The organism is Pseudomonas sp. H3_D04, assembly GCF_054669175.1.
In genome coordinates, this window is sequence record NZ_CP162801.1 from 518,949 (window position 1) to 540,511 (window position 21,563).

Consider the following 21,563-nt stretch of genomic DNA (forward strand, 5'->3'; position numbering starts at 1 on the left):
GCGGACAGCCCCGGAAGAATTCGGGCCGCCCGCCCCGTGAGTTCATCGCTGCAATGTAGGAGCGAGCTCACGAAAAACGCAAGCCAGCAACCACAACTGCTGTGCGGCCCTTAGGGCTGCCAATCAACCCGGTCATAAAATGGATTTCAAACAGTTTTGCCAAGCTCATGAATTCAATATCAGCAAATGCGCGGTAAATTTAGCTGGTGGCAGCTTCACGATGACGGAGCTAAAAACGTCACCTGTCGAATTCTTGAACTTGGCGGAAGACGATTTTGAACGGGGCGGTCTGTCTGCGCTTGTTAACGCAATGACCAATTCAAAGCGCGCGATTATCTGTCAGATAGATCAGCTACTGATTTCTTTTGGTTACCAGTCGCTTAGATGGAATGTACCGAAAAAACTAGAGCGATTGCGAGCGCTTGGCCTGTTGGCACCAAGTCTGTTACGCAAAATAGTGGATGTGCGGAATATTCTTGAACATGAATACAAAATCCCTGACTTTGAGTTTGTAGAGGACTCGCTGGATATCGCGAGTCTTTTTGTAATGTCTGCTTCTGCTATGTTCATTCCGTTCGAGGATGTATTGGAGTTTTCACTACCTGAGTCAACTTGTAGGGGAAGCTCTGTTACGCACATCAATGTCGGGTTGTGTAGAGAGCCTCGAGGTGTTTTTTACAAGGTCTATGCGTATGAACCCGACGAAAATTCCGGTCGATGCGTTGATCAGTGTGAGATTCCATCAGGGCATATACTTTTCGAGGCCATGGTGAAGCTTTCCGCGTCTTTGATGCTTCGATACAAGGTCGAGCAAGCTTTTGAAAGTTTTGATAAGGCCTATGCACAGGTATGAAAGGAGTTTTGGAAAAGGAACAGATTGATCATCCACGCACTCGGGTTAAGTAATGCCTGTCAGCTCACCACGATCCCTGTGGACGCGAGCCTACTCGTCAAATCCGTCAGGCCGGTTCCCCAATGCACCACCACTGTACTGCAACTTCATCGTCAGGTTGAGTTACGTCATGCCCGTGCTCGATGAAATTTGCTGGTGACTGCAACGCGAGAACTTGACTGATCCGCTCTGGCATTAGAGCGTTTGTTTCACCAAGAAAACCCAGATAATAGTCCCTGTCATAGAAGACGGTGACCTCGCTCTGATGAACCCATGGCCACACCACCAGGCAAGCGACCCGGTAGTAACCTTGTGAGTGGTCAGCAGCGTTGGACAGGTGGCTAGCGGCTTCGAGCAGTTGCTGAATGCAGAAGGCTTGAGCTTCGATCCTGGCTTGAGGACCTTGAACCAAGGCCGCATGCACCGGGATCTTCCAGTGTGTATAGCGCTCCATGTGGGCGGATCGCGGGTAAAACTCATCGCGAAAGCTGGAGGCCCAGCGCTCCAGAGCGCGAAGGCGGCGGGGAATGCCTCTGAGTGGTTTGTTGCTGAGGGCGATTTGCCGCATTGATACGTCCTTGTGGTGCCGAAAAAATCTTTCGTTGTTGTCAGTTGGGGCAATGGATAAGTGGCAGGTCCATTCTCACTTCAACCATACCCCTGCCAGTATCAGTAGGTGTGAAGGGGCTCCAACCCAATCATTACTGAATGTCTTTAAGATAATCCTTAAGCGCGAAGAGCGGCTCTTCAAGCTGATCCATCGACTGCGCAGTGCTGAAATCAGCTGACAACCTGTGCAGCTCCCGTCCCAGTGGCGTATGAATTCCGCCTAAAGCGTCCATCGCCAAACTAACGCAGCGCGCCACCCGAAACTGAATCCCCTCAATATCTCCCCGACGCACCAACAACCCAAAAACCTCGCGCTCATAATCACTCATGATTGGATCATCCCGCAGAATCGGGCTTTCACCCTCTCGCTCATAAGCAAGCTTGAGGCAGAACAGGGCGACGGTTTCCAGCAGCAGTTCCATGGGGTGAATCCTTGAGAAGGGGCGTACCGGCCAAGAATACGAAGATCAAAAGCTCGCAGCCTTCGGCAGCCGCTACACGACAGCGGTAAGCAAGCTCACTTTCCTACAGACGAAAAAAAGGCCTTGCTAAGCAAGACCTTTCTTAATTTTGGTGCCCCGAGGGAGACTCGAACTCCCACTCCTTTCGAAAACGGATTTTGAATCCGCCGCGTCTACCAATTCCGCCATCAGGGCTCAATGGCGGCGAAGTATAGAGATGAGATTACCGTCGGTCAATCAGGTACATAGAGAATTTTCACTATTTCGGCTAGACTTCCGGCCCCTGCTAGACGAACCCCATCATGCGCGTTGCTGACTTTACTTTCGAACTCCCAGATTCGCTGATTGCTCGCCACCCTTTGGCCGAGCGTCGCAACAGTCGCCTGTTGACCCTTGATGGGGTCAGCGGCGCCCTGGCACACCGTCAATTCACCGATTTGCTCGAGCATTTGCGCCCGGGCGATTTGATGGTGTTCAACAATACCCGGGTGATTCCGGCGCGGCTGTTTGGCCAGAAGGCTTCCGGCGGCAAGCTGGAAATTCTGGTCGAGCGCGTGCTCGACAGTCATCGCGTGCTGGCGCATGTGCGGTCCAGCAAGTCGCCGAAGCCGGGTTCGAAGATCCTGATCGATGGCGGTGGCGAGGCCGAGATGTTGGCGCGGCACGATGCGTTGTTCGAGCTGGGGTTCGCCGAAGAGGTGTTGCCGCTGCTCGACCGCGTCGGGCACATGCCGCTGCCTCCTTATATAGACCGCCCGGATGAAGGCTCGGACCGTGAGCGTTATCAGACGGTGTACGCCGAGCGCCTGGGCGCGGTGGCGGCGCCGACGGCGGGGCTGCATTTCGATCAGCCGCTGATGGAGGCGATTGCCGCCAAGGGCGTCGAGACGGCGTTCGTGACCTTGCACGTCGGCGCGGGCACGTTCCAGCCGGTGCGCGTCGAGAAGATCGAAGATCACCACATGCACAGCGAATGGCTGGAAGTCGGCCAGGACGTGGTCGATGCCGTCGCTGCATGCCGCGCTCGTGGTGGTCGTGTGGTGGCGGTGGGGACCACCAGCGTGCGTTCCCTGGAAAGCGCCGCGCGCGATGGTGTGCTCAAGCCGTTCAGTGGCGACACGGACATCTTCATCTACCCGGGCCGGCCGTTTCATGTGGTCGATGCCCTGGTCACCAACTTTCATTTGCCCGAATCCACGCTGTTGATGCTGGTTTCGGCGTTCGCCGGTTATCCCGAAGCCATGGCCGCTTATAAAGCGGCTGTTGAGCATGAATACCGCTTTTTCAGCTACGGTGATGCGATGTTTATCACCCGTAACCCCGCACCACGTGGCCCTGAGGACAAAGAATGAGTCGCCAAAGTCGTATGTCGTTTGAGTTGCTTGCTACCGACGGCAAGGCTCGTCGCGGTCGTTTGACCTTCCCGCGCGGTACCGTCGAGACCCCGGCGTTCATGCCGGTGGGCACGTATGGCACCGTCAAGGGCATGCTGCCGCGGGATATCGTCGCGACCGGCGCGGAGATCATTCTGGGCAACACCTTCCACTTGTGGCTGCGTCCTGGCACCGAAGTGATCAAGAAGCACGGCGACCTGCACGATTTCATGCAGTGGAAAGGCCCGATTCTGACCGACTCCGGTGGTTTCCAGGTGTTCAGCCTGGGCGCGATGCGCAAGATCAAGGAGGAGGGCGTGACCTTCGCTTCTCCGGTCGACGGCGCCAAAGTGTTCATGGGCCCGGAAGAGTCGATGCAGGTTCAGCGTGACCTGGGCTCGGACATCGTGATGATTTTCGACGAGTGCACGCCGTACCCGGCCGACGAAGACGTCGCACGGATTTCCATGGAGCTGTCGTTGCGTTGGGCCAAGCGTTCGAAAGAAGCCCATGGCGACAACACGGCGGCGCTGTTCGGCATCGTTCAGGGCGGCATGCACCAGGATCTGCGCATGCGCTCCCTGGAAGGCCTCGACAAGATCGGCTTCGATGGCCTGGCCATTGGCGGTCTGTCGGTGGGCGAGCCCAAGCACGAGATGATCAAGGTGCTGGATTACCTGCCGGGGCAAATGCCGGCTGACAAACCTCGTTACCTTATGGGCGTTGGCAAACCGGAAGATCTGGTTGAGGGTGTGCGCCGCGGTGTGGACATGTTCGATTGCGTGATGCCAACCCGTAATGCCCGCAATGGGCATCTGTTCATTGATACAGGCGTGCTGAAGATCCGAAACGCGTTCCATCGCCATGATGATTCGCCGCTCGATCCGACCTGCGATTGCTATACCTGCCAGAACTTCTCCCGCGCTTATCTGCATCACCTGGACAAGTGCGGCGAAATGCTGGGGAGCATGCTCAATACCATCCATAACTTGCGTCATTATCAAGTGCTTATGGCTGGTTTGCGCGAGGCTATTCAACAGGGTACATTGGCCGCCTTTGTCGATGCCTTCTACGCCAAACGCGGGTTACCTGTTCCGCCTTTGGACTGAGTTTTCTGACCCCAAGATTCAACATTTGCAACTGGAGTGCTAAATGAGCTTTTTTATCTCTAATGCCATGGCTGACGCTGCTGCACCGGCAGCTGCCGGCCCAATGGGTGGCGGTTTCGAGTGGATTTTCCTGGTCGGTTTCCTGGTCATCTTCTACCTGATGATCTGGCGTCCACAGGCCAAGCGCGCCAAAGAGCAGAAGAACCTGCTGAGCAGCCTGCAGAAAGGCGACGAAGTTGTGACCACCGGCGGCATCGCCGGCAAGATCACTAAAGTGGCTGATGATTTCGTGGTTCTGGAAGTTTCCGACACCGTCGAAATGAAGTTCCAGAAAGGCGCCATTGCCGCCACGCTGCCAAAAGGCACGCTAAAAGCGATCTAAGTTTCAACTTCTACTCAATCGACGGGGCGCGCAAGGCGCCCCGCGTCATAAGCGGGCGGCGTGATGCTGAACAAATACCCTCTGTGGAAATACATTCTGATCCTGGCGGTGCTGGCGGTCGGTCTGATTTATTCCGCTCCCAATTTATATCCTGATGACCCGGCCATTCAGGTCAGCGGTGCAAGCACTGCGCTGCAAGTCACTCAGGCTGATCTGGATCGTGTGAGCGTTGCGCTCAAGGAATCCGGGATCAACGTCAAGGCAGCCACGCTGGCGGCCAATGGCAAGGGCGGTCTGATTCGTCTGACCAAGGCTGAAGATCAGCTGCCGGCCAAAGACGTCGTGCGCAAGGCACTGGGTGATGACTACGTCGTAGCGCTGAACCTGGCACAAACCACCCCGCAATGGCTGCGCAGCCTCGGCGCGCACCCGATGAAGCTGGGTCTGGACTTGTCCGGTGGTGTGCACTTCCTGCTGGAAGTGGACATGGACAAAGCCCTCGACGCACGCTTGAAAGTGTACGAAGGCGATGTAAAGAGCCTGTTGCGTAAAGAGAAACTGCGCTATCGCAGCCTGCCGCAACTCAACGGTGCCATTCAGCTGGGCTTCGCTGATGAAGCTTCCCGCGAACAGGCCCGCGCACTGATCCGCAAGAACTTCAACGATTTCGACATTGTTCCGGCCGACCTCAATGGTCAGGCGGTGCTGCGTCTGGCGATGACCCCGGCCAAGCTGGCGGAAATCCGTGAATACTCCATCAAGCAGAACTTGACCACGGTACGTAACCGCGTCAACGAGCTGGGTGTTGCCGAACCGATCGTTCAACGTCAGGGCGCCAACCGCATCGTGGTTGAGCTGCCGGGCGTGCAGGACACCGCAGAAGCCAAGCGTATCCTCGGCAAGACGGCCAACCTTGAGTTCCGTCTGGCGGCTGAGCCGGGCGCTTCGAAAGCCACTTCCGAAAGCTTCGAGTTCCGTGAAGGCAATCGTCCACCGGCACAGATCGAGCGTGGCCTGATCATCACCGGTGACCAGGTGACTGACGCCAAGGCTGGCTTCGGCGAGCACGGCACGCCAGAAGTGAACATCCGTCTGGATGGTCACGGTGGCGAGCTGATGAGTCGTGCGACTCGCAGCAACGTCGGTCGCAGCATGGCGGTGATCTTCATCGAACAGCGCCCGGTCACCACGTACACCAAGCAAATGGTCAACGGCGTCGAGAAAGACGTTGCGGTCCAGACGTTTAAAGAAGAGAAGAAGATCATCAGCCTGGCGACCATCCAGTCGCCGCTGGGTGCTCAATTCCGCATCACTGGCCTGAACGGTCAGGGCGAGTCGTCCGAACTGGCGCTGCTGTTGCGTGCCGGTGGTCTGGCTGCACCGATGTACTTCGCTGAAGAGCGCACCATTGGCCCGAGCCTAGGTGCCGACAACATCACCAAAGGTATCGATGCATCGCTGTGGGGCATGCTGTTTGTCTCGCTGTTCATCATCGCCATCTACCGCTTCTTCGGCATCATCGCCACCGTCGCACTGTCGGTGAACATGGTGCTGCTGCTGGCCTTGATGTCGCTGCTGGGTGCAACGCTGACCCTGCCGGGTATCGCCGGTATCGTATTGACCATGGGTATGGCGGTCGACGCCAACGTTCTGATCTTCTCGCGGATTCGTGAAGAGATCGCGGCGGGCATGACCGTACAACGGGCAATCAACGAAGGCTTCGGCCGGGCATTTACTGCGATTCTCGACGCCAACCTGACAACGTTGCTGGTCGGCGGGATTCTCTTTGCTATGGGCACAGGTCCAGTCAAAGGCTTCGCAGTGACCATGTCCCTCGGGATCTTTACCTCGATGTTCACGGCCATCATGGTGACCCGCGCGATGGTCAACCTGATCTTCGGCGGTCGTGACTTCAAGAAGTTGTGGATTTAAGGGGCTGCCATGTTACGTACAATCAACTTCATGGGCGTTCGCAACGTTGCGTTCGGCGTCACATTGTTCCTTACCGTGCTGGCTTTGTTCAGCGTCGCCACCAAGGGCATGAACTGGGGCCTGGACTTCACCGGCGGTACGCTCATCGAGCTGACCTACGAGCGTCCGGCCGATGTCACCAAGGTGCGTGAGCAGCTGGTCACTTCGGGGTATCACGAGGCAATCGTGCAGAGCTTCGGTGCGACTACCGATTTGCTCGTGCGTATGCCGGGTGAAGACCCGCAGCTGGGCCATCAAGTGGCAGAAGCGCTGCTGAAAGTCGGCGGCGACAACCCGGCAACGGTCAAGCGCGTCGAGTTCGTCGGCCCGCAGGTGGGTGAAGAACTGCGCGACCAGGGCGGCCTCGGCATGCTGATGGCGCTGGGCGGTATCCTGATCTACCTGGCTTTCCGCTTTCAGTGGAAGTTCGCGGTCGGTGCCATCGTTTCGCTGATCCACGACGTGATCGTGACCATCGGTATCCTGTCGTTCTTCCAGATCACCTTCGACCTGACGGTGCTGGCGGCGGTACTGGCGATCATTGGTTACTCGCTCAACGACACCATCGTGGTATTCGACCGGGTTCGTGAGAACTTCCGTGTACTGCGCAAGGCCAGCCTGATCGAGAACATCAACATCTCGACCACGCAAACCCTGCTGCGCACCATGGCGACGTCGATCTCCACCTTGCTGGCGATCGCGGCCCTGCTGTTCTTCGGTGGCGACAACCTGTTCGGCTTCTCCATTGCCCTGTTTATCGGTGTTCTGGCGGGTACTTACTCGTCGATCTACATCGCGAACGTGGTGCTGATCTGGCTGAACCTGAGCAGCGAGGACCTGATTCCTCCTGCGGCCACTGACAAGGAAGTCGACGACCGTCCATAACGGCCATCGCTCCTCCAGCTGTCAGCCCAAAAAGGCGCGAGTTGAACTCGCGCCTTTTTTTATGCTCCAAGGCTGGGAGAAGCGCGGGCTTTGCCCGCATGTGATGGTCAGGAGGTTCATGTGAACAAGTCGTTGCTGGTTGGTGCGGTATTGGGTGCTGTCGGTGTAACAGCCGGGGGTGCTGTTGCCACCTACAGCCTGGTTAAAAGCGGCCCTGAGTATGCGCAAGTGCTAGCCGTTGAACCGGTCAAGACACAAATCAAGACGCCACGTGAAGTGTGCAAGGATGTAGCAGTAACCCGGCAAGCGCCGGTGAAAGATCAACACCAGATCGCCGGTACGGTGGTCGGTGCATTAGCCGGTGGTTTGCTGGGTAACCAGATCGGCGGCGGCACCGGCAAGAAGATTGCCACGGTCGCAGGCGCTGTCGGTGGTGGTTATGCGGGCAACAAGGTTCAGGAAGGCATGCAAGAGCGTGACACCTACACCACGACTCAGACTCGCTGTAACACAGTGAATGACATCAGCGACAAGGTTGTAGGCTACGACGTTCGTTATTCGTTGGATGGCAAGGAAGGCAAGGTGCGGATGGATCGTGATCCGGGTAACCAGATTCCGGTCGACAAGGAAGGCAAGCTGGTCCTGTCGCAGAACGAACAGGCTCACTAAAAAACTGCAATTCAGATTCAAAAAGAAGCACCCGGATGGGTGCTTTTTTTGTGCCCACGATTTGTGCCTCACCACCGTCCCTTGTGGGAGCGAGCCTGCTCGCGAAAGCGGTGTATCAGCCACCTCCATTGCTGGATGTGAGGACGCCTTCGCGAGCAGGCTCGCTCCCACAGGGAATGGGTGGTGTGCTTGAGAGCGAATTCCAGGCATAAAAAAAGCACCCCGAAGGGTGCTTTTTTGAGGGCGTTCGCTTAGCGTTTCAGCGAGGCCGGCAGGTGCGGCTGGATCGCCGTCAATACTGCCTTGAAGCACTTGGTGTTGCCTGCAACGACATGGCCTTTCTCAAGGAAGTCGTGGCCACCGGTGAAGTCGCTCACCAAGCCGCCGGCTTCCTGGATCAGCAGGGCGCCTGCCGCCATGTCCCACTCGGACAGGCCCGACTCCCAGAAGGCGTCAAAACGACCGGCGGCCACGTAGGCCAGGTCCAGGCTCGCCGAACCTGCGCGGCGGATGCCGGCGGTCTGGCCTACCAGGGCGCGGAACATGCCCAGGTAGTTGTCGAGGTTGTCCATCTGGTCGTCACGGAACGGGAAGCCGGTACCCAGCAGGGCGCCGTCCAGGCTGGTGCGACCGCTGACGCGCAGGCGACGACCGTTCAGTTGAGCGCCTCGACCACGGCTGGCGGTGAATTCTTCCTGGCGAACCGGGTCCAGAACAACAGCGTGTTCCAGGCGACCGCGGTATTTGCAGGCGATGCTGACAGCGAAGTGAGGAATGCCGCGCAGGAAGTTGGTGGTGCCGTCCAGCGGATCGATGATCCACAGGTATTCTTCGCCTTCGATCCCGGTGCCGGCGTGCATGCCGGTTTCTTCACCCAGGATCGAGTGATTCGGGTAGGCCTTGCGCAGCGCGTCGATGATTTTCTGTTCGGCGGCGCGATCCACCTCGGATACATAATCCTTGGCGTCTTTTTCGTCGACCTTGATGGTATCCAGGCGCTCGATGGAGCGGAAGATCAATTCACTGGCGCTGCGGGCGGCGCGCAGCGCGATATTCAGCATGGGCTGCATGGATGTGTCACCTAAGGTTGTTAAAGAAAGCCGGGCATTCTATCAGAACTTTTCTACAGGTGAAGGTTGGTGTTCGCTTTCATAGCTTAACGGTAGGATCAACTGTAAGATTCTGCTCCCAAATTTGTGTTCGAGAACGCCTCCCGTGCTGCATAACATTCGTGTCGTCCTGGTCAATACCAGCCACCCCGGCAACATCGGCGGGGCTGCGCGTGCCATGAAGAACATGGGCCTGTCGCGGCTGGTGCTGGTCGAACCGCGGTTGTTCCCGCATCACGAGGCCGATGCCCGTGCTTCCGGCGCCGGGGACATCCTTGAAAACGCGCAAGTCGTCGCCACCTTGGAAGATGCCTTGGTCGGCTGCAATCTGGTGCTTGGCACCAGCGCCCGTGACCGTCGCATCCCCTGGCCGTTGCTCGATCCCCGCGAATGCGGTGTGAAGGTGGTCGAGGAAGCGGCATCGGGTGCCGAGATTGCCTTGGTCTTTGGTCGTGAAGATTCCGGCCTGACCAATGAAGAGCTGCAGCGATGTCATTATCACGTGCACATCCCATCAGACCCTGAGTTCAGTTCGCTGAACCTTGGGGCAGCGGTGCAGGTGTTGAGTTATGAAGTGCGCATGTCCTGGCTCGCGGCCCAAGGCCAGCCGAGCAAGGTCGAGAAGGATGAGGTGGCGTCCACCAAAAGTGGTGAGCTGGCGACCATGGATGAGCTGGAGCGATTCTATGAGCACCTGGAGCAAACCCTGGTGGCCATCGAATTCCTCGATCCGGAAAAACCACGGCACTTGATGGCGCGCCTGCGCCGGTTGTACGGTCGCAGCTCGGTCAGCCGGGCGGAAATGAATATATTGCGTGGCATCCTCACGGAAACCCAGAAAGCGGCCCGTGGCGAGCTTCTAAAGCGGAAGGATTAAAAATGTTCGAGCGTTTGCGTGAAGATATCCAGAGTGTTTTCCATCGTGACCCGGCAGCGCGCAACGCCTTTGAAGTCCTGACCTGCTACCCCGGCATGCACGCCATCTGGATCCATCGCCTGTCATCGGCCCTGTGGGGTATGGGTTGGAAGTGGCTGGCGCGGGTTGTCTCTAACTTCGGTCGCTGGCTGACCGGGATCGAGATTCATCCCGGCGCCAAGGTCGGTCGTCGCTTCTTTATTGACCATGGCATGGGCATCGTCATTGGCGAGACCGCCGAGATCGGCAACGATGTCACCCTTTATCAGGGCGTGACGTTGGGTGGCACCAGCTGGAACAAGGGCAAGCGTCACCCGACGCTGGAAGATGGCGTGGTGGTCGGGGCGGGCGCCAAGGTGCTCGGTCCGTTCACGGTGGGCGCGGGTGCCAAGGTCGGTTCCAACGCCGTCGTGACCAAGGCGGTTCCGGCCGGGGCCACGGTGGTCGGGATTCCGGGGCGGATCATCGTCAAGTCTGATGAAGAGCAGGACGCCAAGCGCAAGGCCATGGCCGAGAAGATCGGTTTCGATGCCTACGGTGTTGGCGAAGACATGCCTGACCCGGTGGCGCGGGCTATCAACCAATTGCTCGATCACCTGCAGGCAGTCGATGGCCGTCTGGAGGGGATGTGCGGAGCGTTGAAGGACCTGGGCAGTAATTACTGTGCGAAAGATCTGCCTGAGTTGCGCGAAGAAGACTTTGCCTGTGTGAAGGACAAGGATCAGAGTCAGGCCAGCTAAACCGCGCCGACCCCTTCGCGGGCAAGCCTCGGCGCGACCCCTGTAGGAGCGAGACTTGCCCGCGAAGAACGATAACGCGGTACTGCTGGCTGTACGCGGCCAGCCTTTGCTATGATGCGCGCGCTCTTTTGCGGGTAATCCTGACTAAAGTACTAGGTCTTATAGTTGACTTAAATACTCGGGAATTGCATACTCGCCCCATTCCGAACTCCGTGGTAATTGTCCATGCGACTGACTACAAAAGGCCGATACGCCGTAACCGCCATGCTCGACCTGGCGTTGCACGCGCAGCACGGGCCGGTGTCCCTGGCCGATATCTCCGAGCGCCAAGGCATCTCCCTGTCCTACCTCGAACAGCTTTTCGCCAAATTGCGCCGCAGCAATCTGGTCTCCAGCGTTCGTGGCCCGGGCGGTGGCTACCAACTGTCCCGCGACATGCAGGGCATCCAGGTCGCCCAGGTGATCGATGCGGTGAACGAATCGGTCGATGCAACCAAATGCCAAGGCCAAGGTGATTGCCATCAAGGCGACACCTGCCTGACCCACCACTTGTGGTGCGATCTGAGCCTGCAGATTCACGAATTTCTGAGCGGTATCAGCTTGGCTGACCTTGTAACTCGCCGTGAGGTGCAAGAAGTAGCCCAGCGTCAGGACCAGCGCCGTTGCAACAGCAAGGCGCCACGCCTGGACAAGATTGAAGCGTCCGCCGTCGAATGACAGCCAGAGAGCAAAGCGGTACGCCAGCCAGCCTGATTAGGAGATAGTCCATGAAATTGCCGATTTACCTTGATTACTCTGCGACCACCCCGGTTGATCCGCGTGTTGCGCAAAAGATGAGTGAATGCCTGCTGGTCGACGGAAACTTCGGTAACCCGGCGTCCCGTTCCCACGTGTTCGGCTGGAAAGCTGAAGAGTCCGTCGAAAACGCTCGTCGTCAGGTCGCTGACCTGGTTAACGCCGACCCGCGTGAAATCGTCTGGACCTCCGGTGCCACCGAGTCCGACAACCTGGCAATCAAGGGTGCGGCGCATTTCTATGCGACCAAAGGCAAACACCTGATCACCACCAAGATTGAGCACAAGGCTGTCCTCGACACCATGCGCCAACTGGAGCGTGAAGGTTTCGAAGTGACCTACCTCGAGCCTCAGACTGACGGCCTGGTTACGCCAGCGATGATCGAAGCCGCCCTGCGCGACGACACCATCCTGGTCTCGGTCATGCACGTGAACAACGAAATCGGCACCATCAACGACATCGCAGCCATCGGCGAACTGACCCGCTCCAAGGGAATTCTGTTCCACGTCGACGCCGCTCAGTCCACTGGCAAGGTCGAGATTGACTTGCAGAAGCTGAAAGTCGACCTGATGTCGTTCTCTGCCCACAAAACCTACGGCCCTAAAGGCATCGGCGCGCTGTACGTCAGCCGCAAGCCGCGTGTTCGCATCGAAGCGACCATGCACGGCGGCGGTCACGAGCGTGGCATGCGTTCCGGCACCCTGGCGACCCACCAGATCGTCGGCATGGGTGAAGCGTTCCGCGTAGCCAAAGAAGACATGGCGGCCGAGAACATCCGTATCAAAGCCCTGAGCGACCGTTTCTTCAAGCAGGTCGAAGGCCTGGAAGAGCTGTACATCAACGGCAGCATGACCGCCCGCGTACCGCACAACCTGAACCTGAGCTTCAACTACGTTGAAGGCGAGTCGCTGATCATGGCGCTCAAGGATCTGGCGGTTTCGTCCGGTTCGGCCTGCACCTCGGCATCGCTTGAGCCTTCGTATGTACTGCGCGCCCTGGGCCGCAACGACGAACTGGCCCATAGCTCGATCCGTTTCACCTTCGGCCGTTTCACCACCGAAGAAGAAATCGACTACGCCGCGCAGAAAGTCTGCGAGGCCGTTACCAAGCTGCGCACCCTGTCGCCGCTGTGGGACATGTACAAAGACGGTGTCGACATTTCGAAAATCGAGTGGGCGGCACACTGATTTCAAGTCGCCGCAAACCGGCCCTGCAAAACCAAGGTTTTCAGGGCTCAAGAGCGACTCTCTGATGAGTGAGGATTAAGAATCATGGCTTACAGCGAAAAGGTCATCGACCACTACGAAAACCCGCGCAACGTCGGCAAGATGGACGCGGAAGACCCTGATGTCGGCACCGGCATGGTCGGCGCTCCGGCGTGCGGCGACGTGATGCGCCTGCAGATCAAGGTCAACGAGCAAGGCATCATCGAAGATGCCAAGTTCAAGACTTATGGTTGCGGTTCGGCGATCGCCTCCAGCTCCCTGGCGACCGAGTGGATGAAAGGCAAGACTCTGGATGAAGCAGAGACCATCAAGAACACTCAGCTGGCCGAAGAACTGGCACTGCCGCCGGTAAAAATTCACTGCTCCGTACTCGCTGAAGACGCTATCAAAGCGGCCGTTCGCGACTACAAGCAGAAGAAAGGCTTGATCTAAGCATTAAGCGACGAGTAAGGAGTCAACGATGGCTATCAGCATGACAGAAGCGGCTGCTCAACACGTGCGACGCTCCCTTAACGGGCGCGGCAAAGGTGAGGGGATTCGCCTGGGTGTTCGCACCACAGGTTGTTCCGGCCTTGCCTACGTGCTGGAGTTTGTCGACGAGGTGGTTGCAGAGGATCAGGTGTTCGAAAGTCACGGCGAGAAAGTGATCATCGACCCGAAAAGCCTGGCCTACCTGGACGGCACCGAACTCGATTTCGTCAAGGAAGGGTTGAACGAAGGCTTCAAGTTCAACAACCCCAACGTGCGCGGTGAATGTGGCTGCGGCGAAAGCTTCAACATCTGAGGCTGCTCGTGGGTACTCCTTGTCATTTCGCTTTATTTGAACTGCAGCCGAGCTTCCGTCTGGATCTCGATCAGTTGGCCACGCGCTATCGTGAGTTGGCGCGCGGTGTTCATCCGGACCGCTTTGCAGACGCTTCCGAGCGCGAGCAGCGGCTGGCGCTGGAGCAATCCGCGAGCCTCAACGAGGCCTATCAGACGCTCAAAAGTCCCCCAAAGCGCGCGCGATACCTGCTCGCTTTGAATGGAGGCGAGCTGCCGCTGGAGGTCACGGTGCATGATCCGGAATTCCTTCTGCAGCAGATGGAATTGCGTGAAGAGCTCGAAGACCTGCAAGACAGCGCCGACCTGGCGGGTGTTGCAGTGTTCAAGCGTCGCCTGAAGACGGCTCAGGATGAACTGAACGAAAGCTTCGCAGCCTGTTGGGATGATGCAGCGCAACGTGAACAGGCCGAACGCCTGATGCGGCGCATGCAGTTCCTCGACAAGCTCACCTACGAAGTGCGCCAGTTAGAAGAGCGCCTCGACGATTAACCCAGTGCCGCTCCGGTCGCACGCCTGATATACAGATAAGTCCTGATAACGATGGCCCTACTGCAGATCGCCGAACCCGGCCAAAGTCCTCAACCGCACCAGCGTCGTCTGGCTGTGGGGATCGACTTGGGCACTACCAATTCGCTGGTCGCTGCGTTGCGCAGTGGTCTTTCCGAGCCTCTGGCCGACGCCGAAGGGCAGGTCATCTTGCCGTCCGCCGTGCGCTACCACGCCGATCGCGTCGAAGTCGGCGAGTCCGCCAAGCTGGCGGCCGCTACCGATCCTTTGAACACCGTGCTGTCGGTCAAGCGCTTGATGGGTCGTGGTCTGTCCGACGTCAAGCAATTGGGCGACCAACTGCCGTACCGCTTTGTCGGTGGCGAGTCGCACATGCCGTTCATCGACACGATTCAGGGGCCGAAAAGCCCGGTCGAAGTCTCCGCCGATATCCTCAAGGTGCTGCGTCAGCGTGCTGAAGCGGCATTGGGCGGCGAGTTGGTGGGCGCGGTGATCACCGTTCCGGCCTATTTCGATGATGCTCAGCGTCAAGCGACCAAGGATGCGGCCAAGCTGGCCGGTCTGAACGTGCTGCGTTTGCTCAATGAACCGACCGCAGCCGCAGTGGCTTACGGTCTGGATCAGCATGCCGAAGGCCTGGTCGCGATTTACGACCTGGGTGGCGGTACGTTTGATATTTCGATCCTGCGCCTGACGGGCGGTGTATTCGAAGTCCTCGCTACCGGTGGCGATAGCGCCTTGGGTGGCGATGACTTTGACCACGCCATCGCTGGCTGGATCATCGAGAGCGCCGGCTTGTCCGCCGACCTCGACCCGGGTGCTCAGCGCCATCTGCTGCAAACCGCTTGTGCGGCCAAAGAAGCCCTGACCAATGCCTCGACGGTTGAAGTCGCTTACGGCGACTGGAAAGCGCAACTGACCCGCGAAGCCTTCGATGCGCTGATCGAGCCAATGGTCGCCCGCAGCCTGAAAGCCTGCCGCCGCGCGGTGCGTGATTCCGGCATCGAGCTGGACGAAGTGCACGCTGTGGTCATGGTCGGCGGCTCGACGCGCGTGCCTCGCGTTCGTGAAGCCGTCGCTGAAGCCTTTGGTCGCCAGCCGCTGACTGAAATCGATCCGGATCAAGTGGTGGCCATTGGGGCTGCGATCCAGGCCGATACGTTGGCTGGCAACAAGCGCGATGGCGGCGAATTGCTCTTGCTCGACGTCATTCCGTTGTCCCTGGGTTTGGAAACCATGGGCGGCCTGATGGAGAAGGTGATTCCACGCAACACCACCATCCCCGTTGCCCGCGCCCAGGACTTCACGACTTACAAAGACGGCCAGTCGGCCATGGCGATTCACGTGCTGCAAGGCGAGCGTGAGCTGATCAGCGACTGCCGTTCCCTGGCACGCTTCGAATTGCGCGGCATTCCGGCCATGGTCGCCGGTGCCGCGAAAATCCGCGTGACGTTCCAGGTCGATGCCGACGGTCTGCTCAGTGTCTCCGCTCGCGAGTTGGGTTCAGGCGTCGAGGCCAGCATTCAGGTCAAGCCGTCCTACGGTCTGACCGACGGCGAAATCGCCAAAATGCTCAAGGAATCGTTCCAGCACGCCAACGACGACAAGGTCGCCCGTGTGTTGCGTGAGCAGCAGGTCGACGCCCAGCGCCTGATCGAAGCGGTGCAGGCTGCCCTTGATGTCGACGGTGAGCGCTTGCTCGACGCCGAAGAGCGCATGGTCATCGAGTTGCAGATGCAGGAACTGACCGAACTGATGAAAGGTACCGATGGTTTCGCCATCGAGCAGCAGACCAAGCGTCTGTCGCAAGTGACCGACGCTTTTGCTGCCCGCCGCCTGGACTCAACGGTGAAAGCCGCGCTGGCGGGGCGCAACCTGAATGAGATTGAGGAATAACGATGCCGCAGGTCATTTTTCTGCCACACGAGAAGTTTTGCCCGGACGGCATGGTTGTGGAGGCTGAACCCGGCATCTCCATCCTCGAACTGGCTCACGAACACCATATCGAGATGGAAAGCGCTTGCGGCGGCGTCTGCGCCTGCACCACCTGCCATTGCCTGATTCGCGAGGGCTTTGACTCGCTGGAAGAGGCCGATGAGCTGGAAGAAGACTATCTTGATAAGGCTTGGGGGCTGGAGCCCCACTCACGCTTGGCCTGTCAGGCAAAAGTCGGGACTGAAGACCTGACCGTCGAAATTCCGAAGTACTCGCTCAACCATGCGGCCGAAGCGCCGCACTGATTCAAGGAAACGTCATGAGTCTGAAATGGGTTGATGTGCTGGAAATCGCGATCCAGCTGGCTGAATCCCGGCCGGAAGTGGATCCGCGTTATGTGAACTTCGTCGATCTGCACAAATGGGTGTTGGCATTGCCGGAGTTCAGTGATGATCCGACCCGCGGTGGCGAGAAGGTACTTGAAGCCATTCAGGCCGCCTGGATCGAAGAAGCAGACTGAGTCTGCGCCGTATGCAGTTAGGCAATACCAAAGAACCCGCGTATAATTCGCGGGTTTAATTTTTCGCAAATTACCGTTTCTGGAGTTACACCATGGCTGTTCAACGTACTTTCTCCATCATCAAGCCTGACGCTGTTGCAAAAAACGTCATCGGCGAGATCACCACTCGTTTCGAAAAAGCCGGCCTGAAGGTTGTAGCTTCGAAAATGAAGCAACTGTCCAAAGCCGAAGCTGAAGGCTTCTACGCTGAGCACAGCGCTCGTGGTTTCTTCGGCGACCTGGTTGCTTTCATGATCTCCGGTCCAGTTGTCGTTCAGGTTCTGGAAGGCGAAAACGCTATCGCTCTGAACCGTGAGCTGATGGGCGCTACCAACCCTAAAGAAGCTGCTGCCGGCACCATCCGTGCTGACTTCGCTGACTCCATCGATGCCAACGCTGTACACGGTTCGGACTCCGAAGCCGCTGCTGCTCGCGAAATCTCGTACTTCTTCGCAGCTACTGAAGTAACCACTCGCTAAGCATTGGCTTATGAGTGAAGGTGAATCCATGACTACATCGACTGTAAAAACCAACCTGCTGGGTCTGACTCAGCTGGAAATGGAAAAATTCTTCGACTCAATCGGGGAGAAGCGTTTCCGTGCCGGTCAGGTAATGAAATGGATTCACCACCTTGGCGTCGATGATTTCGACGCCATGACGAACGTCAGCAAGGCCTTGCGCGACAAGCTCAAGGCTATTGCCGAAGTTCGCGGTCCTGAAGTCGTCAGCGAGGACATCTCCACCGACGGTACCCGTAAATGGGTAGTGCGCGTGGCGTCCGGCAGCTGCGTCGAGACCGTTTACATTCCCCAGGGCAAGCGCGGCACTTTGTGCGTTTCGTCCCAGGCAGGCTGTGCCCTGGATTGCAGTTTCTGCTCCACCGGCAAGCAAGGTTTCAACAGCAACCTCACCGCCGCTGAAGTCATCGGCCAGGTGTGGATTGCCAATAAATCGTTCGGCAGCATCCCGGCGACCGCCGACCGTGCCATCACCAACGTCGTGATGATGGGCATGGGTGAGCCGCTGCTGAACTTCGACAACGTAGTGGCCGCCATGCATCTGATGATGGATGACCTGGGCTACGGGATCTCCAAGCGCCGCGTGACCCTGTCCACTTCGGGCGTGGTGCCGATGATCGATGAGCTGTCCAAGCACATTGACGTCTCCCTGGCGTTGTCGCTGCACGCACCAAACGACGCATTGCGTAACCAATTGGTGCCGATCAACAAGAAATATCCGCTTAAGATGCTGCTCGAGTCGTGCCAGCGCTACATGTCGTCCCTGGGCGAAAAGCGCGTGCTGACCATCGAGTACACCTTGCTCAAGGACATCAACGACAAGGTTGAACATGCCGTTGAGATGATCGAGTTGCTCAAGAACATCCCGTGCAAGATCAACCTGATTCCGTTTAACCCGTTCCCGCATTCCGGTTACGAGCGCCCGAGCAACAACGCGATTCGCCGTTTCCAGGATCAGCTTCACCATGCCGGCTTCAATGTCACCGTGCGCACCACCCGCGGTGAAGACATCGATGCCGCGTGTGGCCAATTGGTAGGGCAGGTGCTGGATCGCACCCGTCGCAGCGAACGTTATATCGCCGTGCGTGAGTTGAACGCCGAGAACGATATGGCTCAAAACGCTGCGGAATAAATCAAGAGAGGATCTCTATGTCCCTGCGCTTTGCGCTGCTTTTGCTGTTGGCCAGCCTGTGTGCTGGTTGCGTCCTGTCGGGCGATTTCAACCCGATGAAAACCAGCAAAGGTCGCGATGAAGCGCGTGCTGCCTATGTGCAACTGGGCTTGGGATACTTGCAGCAAGGCATGACCGAACGGGCGAAAGTGCCGTTGAAGAAAGCCTTGGATCTGGATGACTCGGACCCGGATGCCAATGCGGCGCTAGGGTTGGTGTTTCAGGCTGAAATGGAACCTGAACTGGCAGACCAGCACTTTCGCAAGGCGCTGTCTTCCCGCCCCGACGATGCTCGAATCCTGAACAACTACGGCAGCTTTCTTTTCGAAGAAAAACGTTACAAAGAGGCTTACGAGCGCTTTGAACAGGCCGCCGCCGATACCCTGTATCCTGAGCGTTCGCGGGTGTTCGAGAACCTGGGCATGACCGCTTCGAAGCTGGGTCAGCGTGATCTGGCCCAGCAGCAACTGGAAAAAGCCCTGCGTTTGAACCGCCAACAACCGCGTGCATTGCTGGAAATGGCTGAGTTGTCCTTCGAAGACAGGCATTATGTGCCCGCGCGTGACTATTACGATCGTTTTAGCCTGCTCACCGAGCAAAATGCACGTAGTCTATTGCTCGGCGTTCGGCTGGCAAAAGTGTTTGAAGATCGCGACAAGGCCGCCAGTTTTGGCCTGCAACTAAAACGACTCTATCCCGGTACGCCGGAATATCAGCAATACCTGTCGGAGCAATGATGAAAGCGGCGCATCCCGAAGTTGTAGCAGCGAATCGCGTTAACCCCGGTGAGACTTTGCGCCAGGCCCGCGAAAGCAATGGCTGGTCGCTGGCTGAAGTGGCCCTCAAGCTCAACCTCACCGTTAATTCCTTGAGTAATCTGGAAGCCGGCGCTTTCGACAAGCTGCCGGGGCACACCTTTGCTCGCGGTTATATTCGCGCGTATGCCAAATTGTTGGGCATGGACCAGACCGTTCTGGTCCAGCAGTTCGACCAATCCACCGGCACCGACTCCCAGGGCAGCAACGTCCACAGCCTGGGGCGTATCGAAGAACCGGTTCGGGTTTCCCACACTATTTTGCGCATTGTCAGCCTGCTGTTGCTGATCGCAGTGATTGGCGGTGGTTTTGTCTGGTGGCAGGATCAAACCTCCCAGCGCACCAAGGACCTGATCACCCCGAGCCCGGAACACGTCGAAGTCGAAGGTGCTGATGGCACCACCCAGATCCATCCGCTGGACGAGCCGGAAGACCAGGCCGTCGCGGAAAGTCAGGTTGACGGGGCAACCGCGCTGGCGTTGCCGCAAGCCGAGAATTCCACTGAAGCACCGGCCGGGACTGAAGCCACTGCGCCTGCCGCCGCGCCGACTGCGCCCGTTGTCCCAGCGCCTGCTGCACCGGCGCACAGCAGCGCTCCGGTTGTCGCGACTCCCGTAGCGCCGGCTCCGACGGCTCCTGTTGTATCAACTCCGCCTGCAAGCGCTTCGGTGACGCCGACCATCCCCGCTCCAGCACCGGCAGCACCGGCAGCTCCGGTTGCCGGCCAAGGTCAGGTTCAACTGCAGTTCACCGCCGATTGCTGGACGCAAGTGACCGATGGCACCGGCAAAGTGCTGTTGAGCGGTCTGAAGCGTAAAGGCGAAAGTGTTTCCGTCAGCGGCAAGCCGCCGTTTGCCGTGCGTCTGGGCTTCGCCCGTGGCGCGCAGGTCAGCTACAACGGGCAGGCGGTTGATGTCGCTCCGTTCACCAGTGGCGAGACTGCTCGCCTGAAGTTGGGTCAATAAGTCATGCACGGCGAATCTCCAATCAAACGTCGCGAATCCCGCAAGATCTGGGTCGGTAACGTGCCCGTCGGCGGCGATGCGCCCATCGCTGTTCAGAGCATGACGAACAGCGACACCAATGACGTGGCCGCCACCGTGGCCCAGATCAATCGTCTGGAAGCCGCTGGTGTCGATATCGTGCGGATTTCCGTGCCGGACATGGACGCCGCCGAAGCCTTCGGCAAGATCAAGCAATTGGTCAAGGTGCCGTTGGTTGCCGACATCCACTTCGACTACAAGATTGCGCTGCGCGTCGCCGAACTGGGCGTTGATTGCCTGCGGATCAACCCGGGCAACATCGGTCGTGAAGACCGCGTGCGCGCGGTGGTCGATGCCGCCCGTGATCGCGGGATCCCGATCCGCATCGGCGTCAACGCCGGTTCCCTGGAAAAAGACCTGCAAAAGAAATACGGCGAGCCGACCCCGGCGGCGCTGGTCGAGTCTGCCCTGCGTCACGTCGAGCACCTTGAACGCCTGAATTTCCAGGACTTCAAGGTCAGCGTGAAGGCCTCCGACGTGTTCATGGCCGTCGCCGCCTACCGCCTGCTGGCCAAGGAAATCGTCCAGCCGCTGCACCTGGGCATCACCGAAGCCGGTGGTTTGCGCTCAGGCACGGTGAAATCCGCCGTGGGCCTCGGTATGCTGCTCGCCGAAGGGATTGGCGATACTATTCGCATCTCGTTGGCGGCCGACCCGGTCGAGGAAGTGAAAGTCGGCTACGACATTCTCAAGTCCCTGCACCTGCGTTCCCGTGGCATCAACTTCATCGCCTGCCCGAGCTGCTCGCGGCAGAATTTCGATGTGGTCAAAACCATGAACGAGCTGGAAGGGCGCCTCGAAGATCTGCTGGTGCCGCTGGATGTCGCGGTCATCGGTTGCGTGGTCAACGGGCCGGGTGAAGCCAAGGAAGCCCATATCGGCTTGACCGGCGGCACGCCGAACCTGATTTACATCGACGGCAAGCCGTCGCAGAAACTGACGAATGACAATCTGGTGGATGAGCTTGAACGCTTGATCCGCCAGAAAGCGGCCGAAAAGGTCGAAGCCGACGCGGCAGTCATCGCCCGCGGCTGATCGAACGAATTTAAGGAT

Annotated in this window: 25 protein-coding genes and 1 tRNA gene; 22 read left to right on the forward strand and 4 right to left on the reverse strand. The window is 58.2% G+C overall.

What is annotated here, in order from left to right; genetic code table 11:
- The first annotated feature begins 139 nt into the window (after positions 1–139).
- Entirely contained in the window at positions 140–853 is a 714-nt protein-coding gene (locus AB4N91_RS02565) for a hypothetical protein (RefSeq protein WP_077749347.1), read from the forward strand.
- Positions 854–959: 106 nt separating this feature from the next.
- Here AB4N91_RS02565 and AB4N91_RS02570 read toward each other — a convergent pair whose 3' ends face one another.
- The 3 genes from AB4N91_RS02570 to AB4N91_RS02580 all read right to left on the reverse strand — a co-directional run bounded on the left by AB4N91_RS02570 (position 960) and on the right by AB4N91_RS02580 (position 2,157).
- Positions 960–1,460 (reverse strand): DUF3916 domain-containing protein, encoded by a 501-nt coding sequence (locus tag AB4N91_RS02570; RefSeq protein ID WP_077749346.1) that lies wholly within the window; start codon positions 1,458–1,460, stop codon positions 960–962.
- 133 nt (positions 1,461–1,593) lie between these two features.
- Positions 1,594–1,923, reverse strand: a complete 330-nt coding sequence (locus tag AB4N91_RS02575) for a hypothetical protein (protein ID WP_282411385.1) — start codon at positions 1,921–1,923, stop codon at positions 1,594–1,596.
- A 149-nt stretch (positions 1,924–2,072) separates the two neighbouring features.
- Positions 2,073–2,157: transfer RNA gene (locus AB4N91_RS02580), tRNA-Leu, on the reverse strand.
- A 107-nt stretch (positions 2,158–2,264) separates the two neighbouring features.
- Between AB4N91_RS02580 and queA the strand changes: the two genes are divergently transcribed.
- The 6 genes from queA (at position 2,265) to AB4N91_RS02610 (ending at position 8,351) form a co-directional block, all read left to right on the forward strand.
- Entirely contained in the window at positions 2,265–3,314 is a 1,050-nt protein-coding gene (gene queA / locus AB4N91_RS02585) for a tRNA preQ1(34) S-adenosylmethionine ribosyltransferase-isomerase QueA (protein ID WP_008025479.1), read from the forward strand.
- A gap of 14 nt (positions 3,315–3,328) precedes the next feature.
- A complete protein-coding gene (gene tgt / locus AB4N91_RS02590; RefSeq protein ID WP_010457900.1) occupies positions 3,329–4,444 on the forward strand; it encodes a tRNA guanosine(34) transglycosylase Tgt in 1,116 nt (371 codons plus the stop codon).
- 43 nt (positions 4,445–4,487) lie between these two features.
- Positions 4,488–4,826, forward strand: coding sequence for a preprotein translocase subunit YajC (gene yajC, locus AB4N91_RS02595; RefSeq protein WP_007916913.1), 339 nt, complete (start codon positions 4,488–4,490; stop codon positions 4,824–4,826).
- A gap of 63 nt (positions 4,827–4,889) precedes the next feature.
- Positions 4,890–6,758, forward strand: coding sequence for a protein translocase subunit SecD (secD, locus tag AB4N91_RS02600; RefSeq protein WP_083375807.1), 1,869 nt, complete (start codon positions 4,890–4,892; stop codon positions 6,756–6,758).
- 9 nt (positions 6,759–6,767) lie between these two features.
- The gene (secF, locus tag AB4N91_RS02605) at positions 6,768–7,682 is read left to right on the forward strand and encodes a protein translocase subunit SecF (RefSeq protein ID WP_010457895.1); all 915 of its coding nucleotides are present in this window, start codon (positions 6,768–6,770) and stop codon (positions 7,680–7,682) included.
- Between the two features lie 120 nt (positions 7,683–7,802).
- Entirely contained in the window at positions 7,803–8,351 is a 549-nt protein-coding gene (locus tag AB4N91_RS02610) for a glycine zipper 2TM domain-containing protein (protein WP_010457893.1), read from the forward strand.
- A gap of 251 nt (positions 8,352–8,602) precedes the next feature.
- Here AB4N91_RS02610 and suhB read toward each other — a convergent pair whose 3' ends face one another.
- Complete coding sequence (gene suhB / locus AB4N91_RS02615) at positions 8,603–9,421, reverse strand: type III secretion system regulator SuhB (RefSeq protein WP_008053258.1); 819 nt, start codon at positions 9,419–9,421, stop codon at positions 8,603–8,605.
- A gap of 145 nt (positions 9,422–9,566) precedes the next feature.
- Between suhB and trmJ the strand changes: the two genes are divergently transcribed.
- The 15 genes from trmJ to ispG all read left to right on the forward strand — a co-directional run bounded on the left by trmJ (position 9,567) and on the right by ispG (position 21,545).
- The gene (gene trmJ / locus AB4N91_RS02620; RefSeq protein WP_010457884.1) at positions 9,567–10,337 is read left to right on the forward strand and encodes a tRNA (cytosine(32)/uridine(32)-2'-O)-methyltransferase TrmJ; all 771 of its coding nucleotides are present in this window, start codon (positions 9,567–9,569) and stop codon (positions 10,335–10,337) included.
- A gap of 2 nt (positions 10,338–10,339) precedes the next feature.
- Positions 10,340–11,116 (forward strand): serine O-acetyltransferase, encoded by a 777-nt coding sequence (gene cysE, locus AB4N91_RS02625; protein ID WP_010457882.1) that lies wholly within the window; start codon positions 10,340–10,342, stop codon positions 11,114–11,116.
- A gap of 225 nt (positions 11,117–11,341) precedes the next feature.
- The gene (gene iscR / locus AB4N91_RS02630; protein ID WP_007903581.1) at positions 11,342–11,833 is read left to right on the forward strand and encodes a Fe-S cluster assembly transcriptional regulator IscR; all 492 of its coding nucleotides are present in this window, start codon (positions 11,342–11,344) and stop codon (positions 11,831–11,833) included.
- Positions 11,834–11,883: 50 nt separating this feature from the next.
- Positions 11,884–13,098 (forward strand): IscS subfamily cysteine desulfurase, encoded by a 1,215-nt coding sequence (locus tag AB4N91_RS02635; RefSeq protein ID WP_010457878.1) that lies wholly within the window; start codon positions 11,884–11,886, stop codon positions 13,096–13,098.
- Positions 13,099–13,182: 84 nt separating this feature from the next.
- The gene (gene iscU, locus AB4N91_RS02640; RefSeq protein ID WP_003443374.1) at positions 13,183–13,569 is read left to right on the forward strand and encodes a Fe-S cluster assembly scaffold IscU; all 387 of its coding nucleotides are present in this window, start codon (positions 13,183–13,185) and stop codon (positions 13,567–13,569) included.
- A 28-nt stretch (positions 13,570–13,597) separates the two neighbouring features.
- The gene (iscA, locus tag AB4N91_RS02645) at positions 13,598–13,921 is read left to right on the forward strand and encodes an iron-sulfur cluster assembly protein IscA (protein ID WP_007903589.1); all 324 of its coding nucleotides are present in this window, start codon (positions 13,598–13,600) and stop codon (positions 13,919–13,921) included.
- Between the two features lie 8 nt (positions 13,922–13,929).
- Complete coding sequence (gene hscB / locus AB4N91_RS02650) at positions 13,930–14,451, forward strand: co-chaperone HscB (protein ID WP_010457866.1); 522 nt, start codon at positions 13,930–13,932, stop codon at positions 14,449–14,451.
- A 51-nt stretch (positions 14,452–14,502) separates the two neighbouring features.
- A complete protein-coding gene (gene hscA / locus AB4N91_RS02655; protein ID WP_083375808.1) occupies positions 14,503–16,365 on the forward strand; it encodes a Fe-S protein assembly chaperone HscA in 1,863 nt (620 codons plus the stop codon).
- Between the two features lie 2 nt (positions 16,366–16,367).
- Entirely contained in the window at positions 16,368–16,709 is a 342-nt protein-coding gene (gene fdx / locus AB4N91_RS02660) for an ISC system 2Fe-2S type ferredoxin (protein WP_010457863.1), read from the forward strand.
- A gap of 14 nt (positions 16,710–16,723) precedes the next feature.
- Complete coding sequence (gene iscX / locus AB4N91_RS02665; RefSeq protein WP_047538086.1) at positions 16,724–16,924, forward strand: Fe-S cluster assembly protein IscX; 201 nt, start codon at positions 16,724–16,726, stop codon at positions 16,922–16,924.
- A 92-nt stretch (positions 16,925–17,016) separates the two neighbouring features.
- On the forward strand, positions 17,017–17,442 hold the full coding sequence (ndk, locus tag AB4N91_RS02670) for a nucleoside-diphosphate kinase (protein ID WP_010457859.1): 426 nt from the start codon (positions 17,017–17,019) through the stop codon (positions 17,440–17,442).
- A gap of 28 nt (positions 17,443–17,470) precedes the next feature.
- The gene (gene rlmN / locus AB4N91_RS02675; protein ID WP_010457857.1) at positions 17,471–18,613 is read left to right on the forward strand and encodes a dual-specificity RNA methyltransferase RlmN; all 1,143 of its coding nucleotides are present in this window, start codon (positions 17,471–17,473) and stop codon (positions 18,611–18,613) included.
- Positions 18,614–18,630: 17 nt separating this feature from the next.
- The gene (pilW, locus tag AB4N91_RS02680; RefSeq protein ID WP_010457854.1) at positions 18,631–19,389 is read left to right on the forward strand and encodes a type IV pilus biogenesis/stability protein PilW; all 759 of its coding nucleotides are present in this window, start codon (positions 18,631–18,633) and stop codon (positions 19,387–19,389) included.
- On the forward strand, positions 19,389–20,432 hold the full coding sequence (locus AB4N91_RS02685) for a RodZ domain-containing protein (RefSeq protein WP_154501594.1): 1,044 nt from the start codon (positions 19,389–19,391) through the stop codon (positions 20,430–20,432). The genes pilW and AB4N91_RS02685 overlap by 1 nt, the downstream gene beginning before the upstream one ends.
- A gap of 3 nt (positions 20,433–20,435) precedes the next feature.
- Positions 20,436–21,545, forward strand: coding sequence for a flavodoxin-dependent (E)-4-hydroxy-3-methylbut-2-enyl-diphosphate synthase (gene ispG, locus AB4N91_RS02690; RefSeq protein WP_010457850.1), 1,110 nt, complete (start codon positions 20,436–20,438; stop codon positions 21,543–21,545).
- Positions 21,546–21,563: the final 18 nt, after the last annotated feature.